The 15,100-nt window shown below is 58.0% G+C and carries 11 protein-coding genes; 10 read left to right on the top strand and 1 reads right to left on the bottom strand.

Going from position 1 to position 15,100, the window contains the following annotated elements:
- Positions 1-54: 54 nt before the first annotated feature.
- The 6 genes from pheT (at position 55) to Q5H89_RS03505 (ending at position 9,212) form a co-directional block, all read left to right on the top strand.
- Positions 55-2,523 carry a phenylalanine--tRNA ligase subunit beta gene (pheT, locus tag Q5H89_RS03530; RefSeq protein WP_305017912.1) on the top strand — a complete coding sequence of 823 codons (2,469 nt, stop codon included), beginning with the start codon at positions 55-57 and terminating at the stop codon, positions 2,521-2,523.
- Between the two features lie 122 nt (positions 2,524-2,645).
- Positions 2,646-5,672 (top strand): M16 family metallopeptidase, encoded by a 3,027-nt coding sequence (locus Q5H89_RS03525; protein WP_305017911.1) that lies wholly within the window; start codon positions 2,646-2,648, stop codon positions 5,670-5,672.
- A 113-nt stretch (positions 5,673-5,785) separates the two neighbouring features.
- On the top strand, positions 5,786-6,085 hold the full coding sequence (locus Q5H89_RS03520) for a hypothetical protein (protein WP_151087640.1): 300 nt from the start codon (positions 5,786-5,788) through the stop codon (positions 6,083-6,085).
- 37 nt (positions 6,086-6,122) lie between these two features.
- Positions 6,123-6,416, top strand: coding sequence for a cell division protein ZapA (locus Q5H89_RS03515; RefSeq protein ID WP_305017910.1), 294 nt, complete (start codon positions 6,123-6,125; stop codon positions 6,414-6,416).
- Positions 6,417-6,551: 135 nt separating this feature from the next.
- Entirely contained in the window at positions 6,552-8,252 is a 1,701-nt protein-coding gene (rny, locus tag Q5H89_RS03510; RefSeq protein ID WP_305017909.1) for a ribonuclease Y, read from the top strand.
- Positions 8,253-8,324: 72 nt separating this feature from the next.
- Positions 8,325-9,212, top strand: a complete 888-nt coding sequence (locus tag Q5H89_RS03505) for an N-acetylmuramoyl-L-alanine amidase (protein ID WP_305017908.1) — start codon at positions 8,325-8,327, stop codon at positions 9,210-9,212.
- Between the two features lie 6 nt (positions 9,213-9,218).
- Here Q5H89_RS03505 and Q5H89_RS03500 read toward each other — a convergent pair whose 3' ends face one another.
- Positions 9,219-9,719 (bottom strand): acyl-CoA-binding protein, encoded by a 501-nt coding sequence (locus Q5H89_RS03500; RefSeq protein WP_305017907.1) that lies wholly within the window; start codon positions 9,717-9,719, stop codon positions 9,219-9,221.
- Between the two features lie 174 nt (positions 9,720-9,893).
- On the opposite strand from Q5H89_RS03500, the gene asnB reads away from it, so the two are divergent.
- The 4 genes from asnB (at position 9,894) to Q5H89_RS03480 (ending at position 15,043) form a co-directional block, all read left to right on the top strand.
- Complete coding sequence (gene asnB / locus Q5H89_RS03495) at positions 9,894-11,801, top strand: asparagine synthase (glutamine-hydrolyzing) (protein ID WP_305017906.1); 1,908 nt, start codon at positions 9,894-9,896, stop codon at positions 11,799-11,801.
- A gap of 71 nt (positions 11,802-11,872) precedes the next feature.
- Positions 11,873-12,583 (top strand): glycosyltransferase family 2 protein, encoded by a 711-nt coding sequence (locus tag Q5H89_RS03490; RefSeq protein WP_305017905.1) that lies wholly within the window; start codon positions 11,873-11,875, stop codon positions 12,581-12,583.
- A 129-nt stretch (positions 12,584-12,712) separates the two neighbouring features.
- Positions 12,713-14,053, top strand: a complete 1,341-nt coding sequence (locus Q5H89_RS03485; protein ID WP_305017904.1) for a UDP-glucose dehydrogenase family protein — start codon at positions 12,713-12,715, stop codon at positions 14,051-14,053.
- A 36-nt stretch (positions 14,054-14,089) separates the two neighbouring features.
- Positions 14,090-15,043 (top strand): UDP-glucuronic acid decarboxylase family protein, encoded by a 954-nt coding sequence (locus Q5H89_RS03480; RefSeq protein ID WP_305017903.1) that lies wholly within the window; start codon positions 14,090-14,092, stop codon positions 15,041-15,043.
- Positions 15,044-15,100: the final 57 nt, after the last annotated feature.

The raw sequence follows: 15,100 nt of genomic DNA, 5'->3' as shown, positions 1-15,100 counted from the left end.
AGCCGGTAACTTTGCAGCCAGCGGCCGGCCCATCCAGCGCCGCCGCTTTTCCGCATGACTATCTCTTTCGACTGGCTTAAAACGCTCTTCCCCACCACGCTGCCCGCCGACCAGGTGGCTGCCCTGCTCACCGGCTCCGGCCTCGAAGTAGAAAGCCTGGAAGACCTGGAAAGCATTCCGGGCGGCCTGCGCGGCGTGGTGCTAGGTACCGTGCTCACCTGCGAGCGCCACCCCGACGCCGACAAGCTGAGCCTCACCACCGTGGCCGTGGGCGACGATACCCCGCGCCAGATTGTGTGCGGAGCCCCCAACGTGGCCGCCGGCCAGCGCGTGGTGGTGGCCCTGGAAGGCGCCACGCTGCACCCTAGCCAGGGCGAGCCGTTCAAAATCAAGAAGTCGAAAATTCGGGGCGCGGCCTCTGAGGGCATGATTTGCGCCGAGGATGAAATTGGCCTGGGCCAGTCGCACGCCGGCATTATGGTGCTCGATACCGACCTGCCCGATGGCACGCCGGCCGCCGAGTACTTCGGGCTGGGCTCGGATACGATTATTGAAATCGGCCTCACGCCCAACCGCGCCGATGCCGCCTCGCACTACGGCGTGGCCCGCGAGCTGCGCGCCCTGCTGGGCCAGCCCGCGCACCTGCCCGACGTGAGCGCTTTTGCGGCATTGGAAAAAAACAGCTTTCTGGATGAAACCATGAAGTCCTTGAATGAGGAAGCTGGTTCGTTCCCTACCGTAAGCGTAACCATCGAGGACGACCAGGCGTGCCCGCGCTACGCCGGCTTGCTGCTTGATAACGTGCGGGTTGGTCCCTCGCCCGAGTGGCTGCAGCGCCGCCTGCGCAGCATCGGCCTCTCGCCGATAAACAACGTGGTGGACGTCACCAACTTCGTGCTGCACGAGCTGGGCCAGCCGCTGCACGCCTTCGATGCCGACCAGATTACGGGCGCCGCCATTCGGGTAAAGCGCGCCGCGGCCGGTGAGAAATTCGTGACCCTCGACGGCGTAGAGCGCACGCTGCTGGCCGACGACCTCGTGATTGCCGATGCCCACGGCGCGCCCATGGCTTTGGCCGGCGTATTCGGCGGCAAGACCTCGGGCGTGCACGACACGACCACCCGCGTGTTTTTGGAAAGTGCCTACTTTGCGCCGGCCGTGGTGCGCCGCACCAGCCAGGCCCACGGTCTCAAAACCGACGCCTCGTTCCGCTTCGAGCGCGGCACCGATCCGTATATGGTGCCCACGGCCTTGCAGCGCGCCGCTTTGCTGCTGCAAGAAGTGGCCGGCGCCTGCATTGCCGCGCCGGTGGTCGATGTATTTCCGCACGCCATTCCCAACAACCAGGTGCGCCTGCGCCTCGACCGCGTGGCTAGGCTCATCGGCCAAGAAATAGGGGAGGAGCGCATCCGCGAAATTCTGACCGGGCTTGGTATCCAAATTGAGCAGCAAACCGGCCAGGAGTGGCTGCTGGCCGTGCCGCCCTACAAGGTGGACGTGACCCGCGAGGCCGACGTAATTGAGGAAATCCTGCGCATCTACGGCTTCAACAATGTGGCCTTGCGGCCCCACAATTCGGCCTCGTTTCTCTCGCCCTTCCCCAACCCCGACCCCGAGGTAATTCGCCAGAAGGTGGCTAGCCTGCTCAGCGGCCAGGGCTTTTCGGAAATCATCACCAACTCGCTCACCAACTCGCAGTATTTCGAGAAGGCCGACGCGCCGGTAGAGTCCTTGGTGCGCATTCTCAACTACAACAGCCAGGACCTGAACGTGATGCGCCCCGCATTGCTGCACTCGGGCCTCGAAGTGGTGCGCCATAACCTCAACCGCCGCCAACGCGACCTCAAGCTCTACGAGTTTGGCCGCACCTACCAGCGTACCGCCGCCGGCAAGTATCAGGAAAAGACGGTACTTGGCCTGTGGCTAACCGGCGCTGCCACCGCCGAAACCTGGCAGCACCCTAGCCAGAAGGCTACTTTCCACGATGCGGCCGGGGCCGTGCAGCAGGTGCTGGCCGCGCTGGGCCACGCCCAGCCCGCGCCGCAGCCCACCCAGCACTCCTACCTGGCCGGCGGGCTGGCCCTGCTGGTGCAAAACCAGCCCGTGGGCAACGTGGGTGCCGTTTCGCCGCAGGTGCTCAAGCGCCTCGACGTGAGCCAGCCGGTGTGGTACGCCGAACTGGACTGGGACTGGCTGCTCAAAAAATATAAGGCCAGCCTCGTGGCCCGCGAGCTGCCCAAGTTCCCGGAAGTACGCCGCGACTTGTCGCTGGTGGTTGATAAGGCCGTGACCTTCGAGCAGTTGCGCACCATTGCGCAAAAAACAGAGAAGAAGCTGCTGCAAGGCCTCAACGTGTTTGATGTGTATGAAGGCGACCGCCTCGAAGCCGGCAAGAAGTCGTATTCGGTCAGCTTCACGCTGCAAGACCCTAGCCAGACGCTCACCGACCAAGCCATCGACCAGGTGATGCAACGGCTTATTCAGCAGTTTGAAAAGCAGGCGGGCGCGCTTATTCGGAAATAAGTATAGAAAATGAGGGCTTGGTGTAATGCCGAGTGCCTGGGCGCGAGTAACATTGTAGGCCAGTTGGACCCGATAAGGCATTGCCTTTTGGGCTGACTGGCCTTCTCACCTTTATTGCTGTTATGAAATCAACTTTTGCCTATCCTTTGCTACTGAGCCTAGCAGTAGTTGCGGCCCCGGCGGCGGCGCAGAAAAAACCCGCCACCACGAAGCCCGCTACCATAAAGGCAGCCCCCACGGCTACTGCGGGCAGCGCCCGCCTAGTCGAAAAAGTGACGGCCAAGCCCGGCGAACTCGTCATTCCGTACGAGAAATACGTGTTGCCTAATGGCTTGACTGTCATCGTAACCGAAGACCATTCTGACCCGCTGGTGCACGTAGATGTGACCTACCATGTGGGCTCGGCCCGCGAGCAGATTGGCAAGTCGGGCTTTGCCCACTTCTTCGAGCACATGATGTTTGAGGGCTCCGACCACGCCCCGAAGGGCACCTTCGACAAGCTGGTGCTCGGCTCGGGCGGCACCAACAACGGCAGCACCAACCAGGACCGCACCAACTACTACGAAACCGTTCCGAACAACCAGCTCGAAACGGCCCTTTGGCTCGAAGCCGACCGCATGGGCTTCCTGCTCGATGCCGTAACGCAGGAGCGCTTCGAGATTCAGCGCGCCACGGTGAAGAACGAGCGCGGCCAGCGCGTGGATAACGCTCCTTATGGCCAGGCCAACGAGTACGTAGTCAAAACGTTGTATCCGTATGGCCACCCGTACTCGTGGTCGACCATTGGCTACCTCAAAGACCTCGACAACTCGAACGTTAACGACCTCAAGAACTTCTTTCTGCGCTGGTACGGGCCCAACAACGCGACGCTTACCGTGGGTGGCGACGTGACGGCCGCTCAGGTGCTGAAGTACGCCGAGAAGTACTTCGGCCCCATCAAGCGTGGGCCGGCCGTGCCGGTGCAGAAGCTGCCCGAGCCCGTGCTTACCGCCGACCGCTACGTGAGCTACGAAGACAACGTGCGCTTCCCGATGCTGCAAATGGTGTTTCCGACGGTGCCCAACGGCCACCCCGACGACATCGCCCTTACGGCCCTGGCCGATATTGTGGGCAGTGGCAAAACCTCCTTGCTCTACAAAAACCTGGTGAAGCCCCAGAAAGCGGTGCAGGCCCAGGCCTACCAGCGCAGCTCGGAGCTAGCCGGCGAGTTCACGATGGTGGCGCTGAGCCTGCCAGGCAAAGGCCTGGACAGCACGGAGGTTATCATGCGCAATACCCTCAAAGAGCTGGCTGGAAATGGTATTACCGATGAGCAGGTGGCGCGCTTCAAGTCAAGCACCGAGGCGCAGATTATCAACAGCCTGAGCAGCGTAAGCGGCAAGGTGAGCCAGCTGGCCTCCAACCAAACGTACTTCAACAATCCCAACCGCTTGGCGCTGGACCTGAAGGAGTTGCGCGCCCTCACGAAGGCCGATGTGCAGCGCGTCTTCAATAAATACATCCAAGGCAAGCACGCCGTTATCCTGAGCGTAGTGCCCAAGGGCAAAGCCGAGGAAGTGGCGGCTAAAGACAATTACACGGTGTCGCCGGCCGGCTACGTGGCCCCCAACTACGGCTACGATGGCTTGAAATACGTGAAGGCCACCGACACCTTCGACCGCAGCCAGTATCCCAAGCCCGGGCCCAACCCGGTGGTGAAAGTGCCCGCCATCTGGCAGGACAAGCTAGCTAATGGTCTGAAGGTCATTGGCACGAAGAATACTGAGCTGCCCACCACTACCATGCAGCTCACCATTGAAGGCGGGCGCCGCCTCGAGCAGGCCAACCCCGGCAAGGCTGGGCTAGCCTCGCTCACGGCGCTGATGCTGAACGAGGGCTCGGAGAAATACACCGGCGAGCAGTTTGCCGCGGCGCTCGACCGCCTGGGCAGCGTTATTCAGGTAATACCCGGCGACGACAACACCCTGGTGTACGTGCAGACGCTCACCAAGAACCTGCCCGCCACGCTAGCCCTGCTCGACCAGCGCCTGCTGCACCCGCGCTTCGACGCGGCCGATTTCGACCGGGTGAAAAAGCAGACGCTGCAAAATATTGCCAACCAGGTAACGCAGCCCGTCGCTATCGCCAACAACGCGTATAGCCGCCTGCTGTACGGCGCCAACGATATCATGGGCGTGCCGGCGCGCGGCACCACGGCCAGCGTTACGAGCCTCACGCTCGACGACGTGAAGCAGTTTTACCAGCAGTACTATTCGCCCAGCGTGAGCTTTCTCACCGTAGTGAGCGACCAGGACCAGGCGGCCCTCAAGCCCGCGCTAGCCCCGCTCAATGCCTGGGCGGCCAAGCCCGTGACCCTGCCCGTGGCCAGCGCCCCCGTGCAGCCCGATAAAACCAAGATTTACTTCATCGACAAGCCCGGCGCGGCGCAGTCTGAGATTCGGGTGGGCTACCTCTCGCCGCTGGCCTACGACGCTACCGGCGACTACTACCGCGCCTACCTCTCCAACTACCTGCTGGGTGGCGGCTTCAACTCGCGCATCAACCAGAACCTGCGCGAGAAGAAGGGCTACACCTACGGCGCCAATTCGAGCTACCGGGCCACCCGCTACGCCGGCCCCTACACGGCCCAGGCCGGCGTGCGCGCCGATGCCACTGCCGCCTCGGTGAAGGAGTTTATGAGTGAAATCCAGAATTACCGCAACGGTATTTCGGATGAGGAGCTAGGCTTTCTGCAAACGTCGGTGGGCCAGAGCGATGCCCTGCGCTACGAAACCGGCCAGCAAAAAGCCGGTTTCCTCTCGCGCCTCGTCGAGTATAACCTCCAGCCCGACTATGTAAACCAGCAGGCCGCCATTCTGAAAACCCTGAAGAAGGAAGACGTGCAAGCCTCGGCCCAGAAATACCTGCCCGCCGACAAGATGTACATCGTGGTGGTGGGCGACCGCGCCAAGACCTACGGCGACCTGGCCCAGCTTGGCTACGAGATGCAGGAGCTGGACATGAATGGCCAGCCCGTGGCGGCGGCCCCCGCCAGCCAGGTCGGCACGGCTAGCCCCACCAACGCCATGCCGGCCATGCCCGACGGCAAAACCAAAACCGAAACGCCGGACGGCACCAAGGTAAAAACCAAGAAAAAGCGCGGCGAATAACCGCGTGGAATGAATTTTGCCCGGAAAGCCCGCCGCTTCGGTGGGCTTTTTTGCAGCCCCTTGGGCCGGCGTGCGTTCCCGCCCTACCTTCGCGGGCTAAATCACCTTTTATTGTGGCTTCGTCTCAACAACTTGCTCAGCTCGACCGCCTGGAGCGGCAGGTAACCACCTTAGTGGCTGCCTATCAGCAGCTGCGCGAGGAGCTGGCCGACGCCCATACCACGATTGAACACCTGCGGGCCGACGAGCGCGAGCGAGAAAAACAGCTCCGTGAGTACCAAAACCAGGAAAACATTGTTAAACTTGTCCAGACTATAGCCGGCGGGGAACCCACCCAGGCCAACGAGCTGAAACAACGCCTCAACGAATACATCCGCGAACTAGATAAGTGCCTTGCCTATTTGAGGGAATAATGCCCCTTCTCATGCGAATCTCTTACCTGCTCTCTAAATGAACGACTTAGCCATCAAAATTCGCATTGCCGAGCGCGATTACCCCATGCGGGTAGCCGTGGCCGACGAGGAGCGCCTCCGCCTGGCGGGCCGGCAGCTCAGCGAAAAGCTGCGTGAGTTTCGGGAACAGTATGGTATTCAGGACAAACAAGACCTGCTGGCGATGGTAGCCCTCGCCACAATGGCTGACTCGCTGAAAGTCAGCAAAGAAAAGGATGGAACCGATGCAGCCCTCACCGAGCGCCTGGCGCGCCTCGACAAGCTGCTGACTGGCGTGGTGCTGGCGGCCTAGCGGGCCACCGGGTAGCACCCGTGAACGTTTCGTTGGCCCGGCCGGGCGCACCGAAGGCGAGCGGCCTTCGTGAGCGTTTCGGTTCCGGGTTTTTCGTGTTGCTATGGTTTTGATTCACTTCACTTCCATAACTCCATGTCATCTACTATTTTATACGTCGTGCTTGCGGCTGTCCTCGCCTTAGTGGTGGGGATAGTGGTGGGCCGGCAACTGGCCGGAAAAGCCCGCCAGGACCACGAAGGCGAGGCCAAGGCCAAAGCCCAGCAGCTACTTGAAGAAGCCGAGCTGCAAGCCAACCGCACCCGCGACGAACGCATTCAGCAGTCGAAAGACAAGTTTCGCAACCTCAAAAATGAGTACGAGCAGGAGCAGAAGCGCCTGCGCCGCGAGTTTGATACCGAGAGCCAGCGCCTCAAGGCTGCCCTCGACCAGGAGCTGACCGAGCGCCGCCAGGGCGTGCTAGCGCAGGAGCAGAGCATCAAGCACCTCACCGAAACGACCCAGAAGCAGCTCGAAACCATCCAGCACAAGGAAAAGGAGCTGGAAACTACCCGCGAAAAGATTCAGGCCGACGCCGAGCACCAGCGCACCCGCTTCGAGCAGCAGGAAGAAAAGCGCCAGGCCAAGCACGAAACAGCCCTGGCCGACCTGCAAGCCAAGCAGCAGGAAGCCGAAGCCCAGCTGCACGAGGTGCAGAGCCAGCTCGAAAAAGTAGCCGGCCTTACCGCTGCCGAAGCCCGCGAGCAGCTCGTGGAAAGCCTGCGCAATGAAGCTCAGCTGCAGGCTAGCTCTTACATCAAGGATACCGTGGCGCAGGCCAAGCTCACGGCCACCAAAGACGCCAAGAAAGTAGTGCTTGAAACCATTCAGCGCACTGCTTCGGAGCACGCCATCGAGAACTGCGTGTCGGTATTCAACATCGAGAGCGACGACGTGAAGGGCAAAATCATCGGCCGCGAGGGCCGTAACATTCGGGCGCTCGAAGCTGCCACGGGCGTCGAAGTCATCGTAGACGATACGCCTGAGGCCATCATCATCTCGGGCTTCGACCCGGTGCGCCGCGAAATTGCGCGCCTCTCGCTGCACTTGCTGGTGAAAGACGGCCGCATTCACCCCGCTAGGGTGGAGGAAATTGTGGCCAAGACGACCAAGAAAATCGAGGAGGAAATCATCGAGATTGGTGAGCGCACGGTTATCGACCTTGGTATTCACGGCCTGCACCCCGAGCTGATTCGGATGGTGGGCCGCATGCGCTTCCGCTCCAGCTACGGCCAGAACCTGCTCCAGCACAGCCGCGAAGTAGCCAACCTCTGCGCCACCATGGCCGCCGAGCTAGGCCTCAACGTGAAGCACGCCCGCCGTGCTGGCCTGCTCCACGACATTGGCAAGGTGACCACCGAGGAGCCCGAGCTGCCCCACGCCATCTTGGGCATGGAGATGGCCAAAAAATACAAAGAGCACCCCGACGTAGTGAACGCCATCGGTGCCCACCACGACGAAATTGAGATGACGGCGCTCATTTCGCCCATCGTGCAGGCTTGCGACGCTATTTCGGGCTCGCGCCCCGGTGCCCGCCGCGAAATGATGGAGAGCTACATCAAGCGCCTCAAACAGCTGGAAGAAACGGCCAGCGCCTTCAAAGGCGTCAACCAGACCTATGCCATCCAGGCCGGCCGCGAGCTGCGCGTGATTGTGGATGCCGAAAATGTGAGCGACGAGCGCGCCGGCGAGCTAAGCTTCGAGATTTCGCAAAAAATTGAGAAGGAAATGCAATACCCCGGCCAGATTAAGGTAACGGTTATCCGCGAGATGCGCTCGGTAGCCTACGCCAAGTAATTAGCTGGCTTTTAATCCGTAATAAAGCCCCGCTGGCAACTGCCAGCGGGGCTTTATTTTTGCCGCTTCCTTATGAAAGATAACTTCCGCCATGCAGGAAAATCCTGGCTAGCCGCCACTGGTGCTGGGTTGGCTTTGCTGCTGCTAGCCGCTGCCTGCGTTCGCAACCCGTATGCGGCTACCAATAAAGTATATCGCCGCCAGGCGAAGGCATTGGCCCGGCAGCTATTGGCGCCACCTGCCTTATTGGCTGATAGCCTGCCTGCTACGCCTTACTGGGTTGGAACTGTGAATTTTAATTTGCGCAAGCCCAGCTACGTTATCATTCACCACACGGCGCAGCACAGTACCGAGCAGACGCTCAAGACGTTTACTCTCACTAAAACGCAGGTGAGCGCCCACTATGTGATAGGTCGCGACGGCCAGGTTTATCATATGCTGAATGACTACCTGCGGGCGTGGCACGGCGGCGTGGCGCGCTGGGGTGGCATCACCGATATAAATTCGGTTTCTATTGGTATTGAATTAGATAATGACGGCACCGAACCTTTTCAGGAGGCGCAGCTAGGGAGCCTGATAAAAGTGCTGGCGAGCCTGAAACGGACGTACAACATTCCGACGGCTAACTTTATCGGGCACGGCGACATTGCTCCCACCCGTAAGAATGACCCTAGCGCGCTGTTTCCGTGGCAGCGCTTGGCGGCGCGCGGCTTCGGCCTCTGGTACGATGCCAGCGTGCTCACCGATACCACTGCCGCCCCCTTCGCCGCCGACTCGCTGGGCCAGCCGTTGCCTGGCCTCACGCCCCGCGAGGCCCTGCGCATCGTGGGCTACGACACGCAGGACCTGAATGCGGCCATCCTGGCCTTCAAGCGCCATTTTGCGCCTGCTAGCCTCACGCCGGTACTAACCGAGCAAGACCGCCGCATTCTCTGCAATATCTACCGCAAGAGTCTGTAAAGCAATCTATTGATTGCCCTTTAGCTTGTCCTCCCCACCATAAGGCGCTCCGGCGGTGATATCGCCGCGCAGCCCGCCAGCGCTTTGGCCGGGGCCAAACCCAGGCTGCTGCGCGGTTGTATCGTTTTCCCGGCCAGTGGGCAGCGGAGCATCAGGAGCCATTGGGGCGTTGGTGAGCGCATCGGTAGGTACGCTACCGGCCTCGGTGCCATCCGGGCTGGTGCCGCCCGTTATCGCTGCTACTTTGGCAACGTACTGGCGCTTGGCATCTTCTTCGGCAGTGCCTTTGTACTTGTCCCACGAGTCCCACTGCGCCTGCGATAAGCCTGCGGGGCCGTTGGCCTGGTCGGCACCGTCAGGGGCAACCTCCCCGTCCTTCATATTTACATCGCCCTCCGTAGCCTGTTTGTACAAGCCGTAAAGCTCCGTCATGTAGCGCGCGGCAGTATCGCTGGGTAAGTCGTTGACTTTCTGAACGGCAGCATCAAAATCCTGTTGTAAGCTCATGGGTAGGTAGGGGAGAGGTGGCGAGTTAGCAAAATGCAGCATGGGTACTGCTAAGCAGTAGGCTTTACTAGCAGAAGTAGCCCCGGGTTGCGTACTTAGCCGGGCAACCAGGGGGAGAAGGCGCCGACTTTCTAACCACGAGGCTTACTTGGCCCCTATCTTTGCTGCCTAGCTATGTGTGGAATAACCGGCGCTTACGCCTTCTCCGATTCCGGCCGCTTGGCCCTGACCCGCCTGCAAGCGGCCACCGATGCCATTGTGCGTCGGGGTCCCGATTCGCAAGGACATTTTGTATATGACCAGTGCGGTCTGGGTTTCCGTCGGCTGGCCATCCTGGACCTCTCGGCCGACGGCAACCAGCCCATGACCGATGCCTCGGGCCGGTACACAATTGTCTTCAACGGGGAAATATTCAACTTTCGCGAGCTGCGTGAGAAGCTAGTCAGGAAGGGCTATCAGTTTCATTCGCAGACCGATACGGAAGTTATTCTGAATCTGTACATCAGCGAGGGCCGGAGCTTTATCAAAAAACTCAACGGGTTTTTTGGCTTCGCTATCTATGACAAAGAGGAAAACTCGCTCTTCATCGCCCGCGACCGCTTTGGGGTGAAGCCCCTGCACGTGTACCGCGACGAAGACCAGCTGCTATTCGGCTCCGAACTGAAGTCGCTGCTAGCCCTTGGGGTACCCCGCAAGCTCGACTACGTGGCGCTGAGCCAGTATTTGCAGCTCAACTATATTCCGGGGCCGGCTACCATCTTCAAAGGCATTAAGAAGGTGCTGCCCGGCTATTACCTGTTCATTCAGGGCGATAAGGTAGTGCGCAAGCGCTGGTATAAAGTGCCTTACGACCCCAAGAAAGTTGCCAAAAATAAGCTCACCTACGACGAGCAGCAGCAAAAGCTGGTGTCGCTCATGGATGAAGCCGTGGAGCGCCGCCTCGTGGCCGACGTGCCGCTAGGCTCTTTTCTGAGCGGGGGCATCGACTCGAGCGTGATTACGGCCCTGGCGGCCCGCCACACGCCGCACCTCAACACGTTCAGCATTGGCTTCCGCGACGAGCCCTTCTTCGACGAAACCAAGTATGCCAACCTGGTGGCGAAGATGCACAACACCAATCACACGGTGTTCTCGCTGAGCAACAACGACTTGTACGAGCATATTTTTCAGATGCTCGACTACTTCGATGAGCCCTTTGCCGACTCGTCGGCACTGGCGGTGCATATTCTCAGCCAGCGCACGCGCCAGCACGTAACCGTGGCCCTGAGCGGCGATGGCGCTGATGAGTTGTTTGGCGGCTATAACAAGCACATGGGCGACTACCGGGTGCGGCAAGGCGGCTTTAAGGCCGAAGCCGTAACTGGTTTAAACCTGCTCTGGGATATCTTGCCCAAATCGCGCAATTCCTATTTTGGCAATAAGGTGCGGCAGTTTCAGCGTTTTTCGCGCGGTATGCTCAGTGGCCCCAAAGACCGGTACTGGGACTGGGCCAGCTTCGCTTCCGAAAAAGAAGCTACCGACCTGCTCAGCCCGGCCAGCCGCCGCAAAGTAGACAAGAAGGTTGCCGCCAAGCGCCGCAAGGATATTCTCGAGAATATTCACGCCGATGGCGACCTGAACGAGGTACTCCTTACCGATACCCAACTGGTGCTGCCATACGACATGCTCACGAAGGTAGACCTTATGAGCATGGCTAACTCGTTGGAAGTCAGAACTCCCTTCCTGGATTATAAAGTTGTCAACTTTGCTTTCTCGCTACCCGTGAGCAGTAAAGTAGACGGCACTATGAAGAAAAAAATTGTGCAGGATGCCTTCCGGCCCATGCTGCCCCCCGAGCTGTACGACCGGCCGAAGCATGGCTTTGAAGTGCCCTTGCTCAAGTGGATGCGTGGCGAGCTGCGCCCCTTAATCGAGCAGGACCTGCTAGCCGATGGGTTCGTGGAAAGCCAGGGTATCTTCGACGTGGCTACCGTTCAAAAACTGAAAAAACAGCTTTTCTCGAATAATCCTGGTGATGCGCACGCGCGGATTTGGGCACTCATAGTATTTCAATACTGGTGGAAACATTACATGGCAGGTTAATCGCTAGCGATTTTAAACCAGGTTGCCCATTATAATTCCGACAGGTTAGTTACTACTAAGTTCAGTAAAAGGTGAAGCTTTCCATCATAATTCCTGCTTATAATGAAGGCAAAACCATTCACAAGATACTCGATTTAATTGCGCAGGTTGAGCTGATTAATAATATCGGCAAGGAAATAATTATTATTAATGATTTCTCTGTCGATGACACAGAAGCTGCCGTAAAAAAGTACATGCGTGAAAATCCTCACCTGGAGATAATGTACTATGCTCACGCAAGCAATATGGGTAAAGGAGCCGCCCTGCATACGGGCATTCAAAAGGCTACTGGCGATTACGTTATCATTCAAGATGCCGACCTCGAATACGACCCTGCTGAGTATAATATTTTATTAGCGCCCGTAGTAAAAGGATTTGCCGATGTTGTTTTTGGCTCACGTTTCATCGGTGGTAATCCTCATCGCATTTTATTCTTTTGGCACAGCATCGGTAATAAATGGTTGACTCAGCTATCTAACGCTTTGAACAACTTGAATTTGACCGATATGGAAACGTGTTATAAGCTGTTTCGGCGAAATATCATCCAGAATATACCTTTACGCGAGAAGCGCTTCGGATTTGAGCCCGAGATAACCGCTAAAGTAGCTAAAATACCGAACATCCGTATTTATGAAGTTGGTATCAGCTACTATGGTCGTACTTATGCCGAAGGAAAGAAAATTGGCTGGCGCGATGGCTTTCGGGCTATCTATTGCATTCTAAAATATGGTTTTGGAAAATAAGGCATTAGTCAACGGCTAATAAATAATTTATTGTAAATTTTTTCTTCTGCAAAGATGAATTAATCTTTCGGCAGGAATTGGTGAAACGGATTGAAATATTTTTTTAAATCCTTTGTTTAAAAACTCAATATGAAAATTGCTGTTGTAGGTACCGGCTACGTCGGGTTGGTAACGGGTACGTGCTTTGCTGAAGTAGGCATTAATGTAACCTGCATCGATATTGACGAGAAGAAAATTGCTAATCTGCGCAATGGCATTCTGCCCATCTACGAGCCTGGGCTGGAGGAGATGGTGAGCCGCAATGTGAAAGCTGAGCGCCTGCATTTCTCGACTAACCTGAGCGAAGCTATTAAGGGCACCGATGTCGCATTTATTGCCGTGGGCACGCCTCCCGGCGAGGATGGCTCGGCCGACCTGAAATATGTGCTGGCGGTAGCACGAGGCATTGGCGAAAGTATCGACAATTACTGCGTGGTAGTGACCAAAAGTACCGTGCCGGTTGGCACGGCCGCAAAGGTGCGTACCGAGCTGCAGAATGCCCTGGCAAAACGGGGCGCTGACGTGGAATTTGATGTGGCGTCCAATCCGGAATTCCTGAAAGAAGGCGCGGCCATCGATGACTTCCTCAAGCCCGACCGCATTGTGGTGGGTATCAGCTCTGAGCGGGCCGAGGAAGTGATGCGCCGCCTTTACAAGCCCTTCCTGCTGAACGGCCACCCGATTATCTTCATGGATATCCCGTCGGCCGAAATGACGAAATACGCCGCCAATTCTATGTTGGCGACTAAAATTTCGTTTATGAATGACATTGCTAACCTATGCGAAATCATGGGAGCCGATGTAAATAAAGTGCGCCAGGGTATTGGCTCCGATGCCCGCATTGGTACCAAATTTATCTACCCGGGTATTGGCTATGGCGGCTCCTGCTTCCCGAAGGATGTGAAGGCGCTCATAAAGACGGCCCAGGAAAACGGCTACCAGATGCAGGTGCTGCAAGCGGTGGAGGGCGTGAACGAAGCCCAAAAGGAGGTTTTGTTCAGCAAGGTGAAAAAGCACTTTGGAGGCGACCTGAAGGGCCGCAAGTTTGCCATCTGGGGTTTGTCGTTCAAGCCTAAAACTGATGACATGCGCGAGGCTCCTTCGCTGGTCATCATCGAGAAGCTGCTTGCCGAGGGCGCTACCGTTTCGGCCTACGACCCGGTGGCTATTGCCGAGGCCAAGCATACGCTGCACGATACCATTACGTACGCCAAGGACCAGTTTGAAGCCCTGGTAGACGCCGATGCCCTGCTGGTAGTGACGGAATGGCCGGAGTTCCGGTCGCCTTCTTTTGAGGTGGTTGGGCGCCTGCTTAAGCAAAAAGTAATCTTTGACGGACGCAACATCTACGACCCGGCCGAGATGAAGGAGGCGGGCTTTGCCTACCATTGCATCGGTATTCGCACGGCGCATACCGAGCCGGTAGCCTAGCTGACCTAGTTAACAGACTCATAATTAAACCACTACATGGATAATAGCTCCGAAAAAAAACGCATTCTCATTACCGGCGGCGCTGGCTTCCTGGGCTCGCACCTCTGCGACAGGTTCCTGGCCGAGGGTTACCACGTGATTGCAATGGACAACCTCGTGACGGGCAACCTAGCCAATATCGAGCACCTGTTTAAGCGGGAAGATTTCGAGTTTCACCACCACGACGTCAGCAAGTTTGTGTTCGTGCCCGGTAAGCTCGATTACATTCTGCACTTCGCCTCGCCGGCCTCGCCGATTGACTACCTCAAAATTCCGATTCAAACCCTGAAGGTGGGTTCGCTCGGTACGCATAACTTGCTGGGCCTGGCCCGCGTGAAAGGGGCCCGCGTACTGATTGCCAGCACGTCGGAAGTTTACGGCGACCCCGAGGTGCACCCGCAGGTAGAAGAGTACTGGGGCAACGTGAACCCGGTGGGGCCGCGCGGCTGCTACGACGAGGCCAAGCGCTTTCAGGAAGCCATTACCATGGCCTACCACAACCACCACGGGCTGGAAACGCGCATTATTCGCATTTTCAATACCTACGGCCCGCGTATGCGCCTCGATGATGGCCGCGTGCTCCCGGCCTTCCTGTCGCAGGCCTTGCGGGGCGAAAACCTCACGGTATTTGGCGATGGCTCGCAAACGCGCTCGTTTTGCTACGTCGACGACCTAGTGGATGGTATTTATCGGTTGCTGCTCAGCGACTACCACATGCCGGTGAACATTGGTAACCCGGCCGAGATTACCATCAAGGAGTTTGGGGAAGAAATTGCCAAGCTGACGGGGGTTGAGTTTAAGCCCACCTACCAGGCGCTGCCCGAAAACGACCCGATGAAGCGCCGGCCCGACATTACCAAAGCCAAGGAGATTCTGGGCTGGGAGCCGAAAGTAGACCGCGCCGAAGGCTTGCGCCGCACGCTGGAATACTTCAAGGAACACGTAAAATAAGCTGGCAGTTAGCCACCCGGATAACGCAGCAGAAGCGGCTGAGCTGATGGGAATTTC

Source organism: Hymenobacter cheonanensis (genome assembly GCF_030581075.1).
Classification (GTDB): Bacteria; Bacteroidota; Bacteroidia; order Cytophagales; family Hymenobacteraceae; genus Hymenobacter.
The sequence above is the reverse complement of the archived record's forward strand: the minus strand, read 5'-3'. Positions and strand labels throughout refer to the sequence as shown.

Excerpts from the sequence above, each read along its gene's own strand:
- pheT (WP_305017912.1), top strand. The coding sequence starts at position 55 with ATGACTATCTCTTTCGACTGGCTTAAAACGCTCTTCCCCACCACGCTG.
- Q5H89_RS03525 (WP_305017911.1), top strand. The coding sequence starts at position 2,646 with ATGAAATCAACTTTTGCCTATCCTTTGCTACTGAGCCTAGCAGTAGTT.
- Q5H89_RS03515 (WP_305017910.1), top strand. The coding sequence starts at position 6,123 with ATGAACGACTTAGCCATCAAAATTCGCATTGCCGAGCGCGATTACCCC.
- rny (WP_305017909.1), top strand. The coding sequence starts at position 6,552 with ATGTCATCTACTATTTTATACGTCGTGCTTGCGGCTGTCCTCGCCTTA.
- Q5H89_RS03505 (WP_305017908.1), top strand. The coding sequence starts at position 8,325 with ATGAAAGATAACTTCCGCCATGCAGGAAAATCCTGGCTAGCCGCCACT.
- Q5H89_RS03500 (WP_305017907.1), bottom strand. The coding sequence starts at position 9,719 with ATGAGCTTACAACAGGATTTTGATGCTGCCGTTCAGAAAGTCAACGAC.
- asnB (WP_305017906.1), top strand. The coding sequence starts at position 9,894 with ATGTGTGGAATAACCGGCGCTTACGCCTTCTCCGATTCCGGCCGCTTG.
- Q5H89_RS03485 (WP_305017904.1), top strand. The coding sequence starts at position 12,713 with ATGAAAATTGCTGTTGTAGGTACCGGCTACGTCGGGTTGGTAACGGGT.
- Q5H89_RS03480 (WP_305017903.1), top strand. The coding sequence starts at position 14,090 with ATGGATAATAGCTCCGAAAAAAAACGCATTCTCATTACCGGCGGCGCT.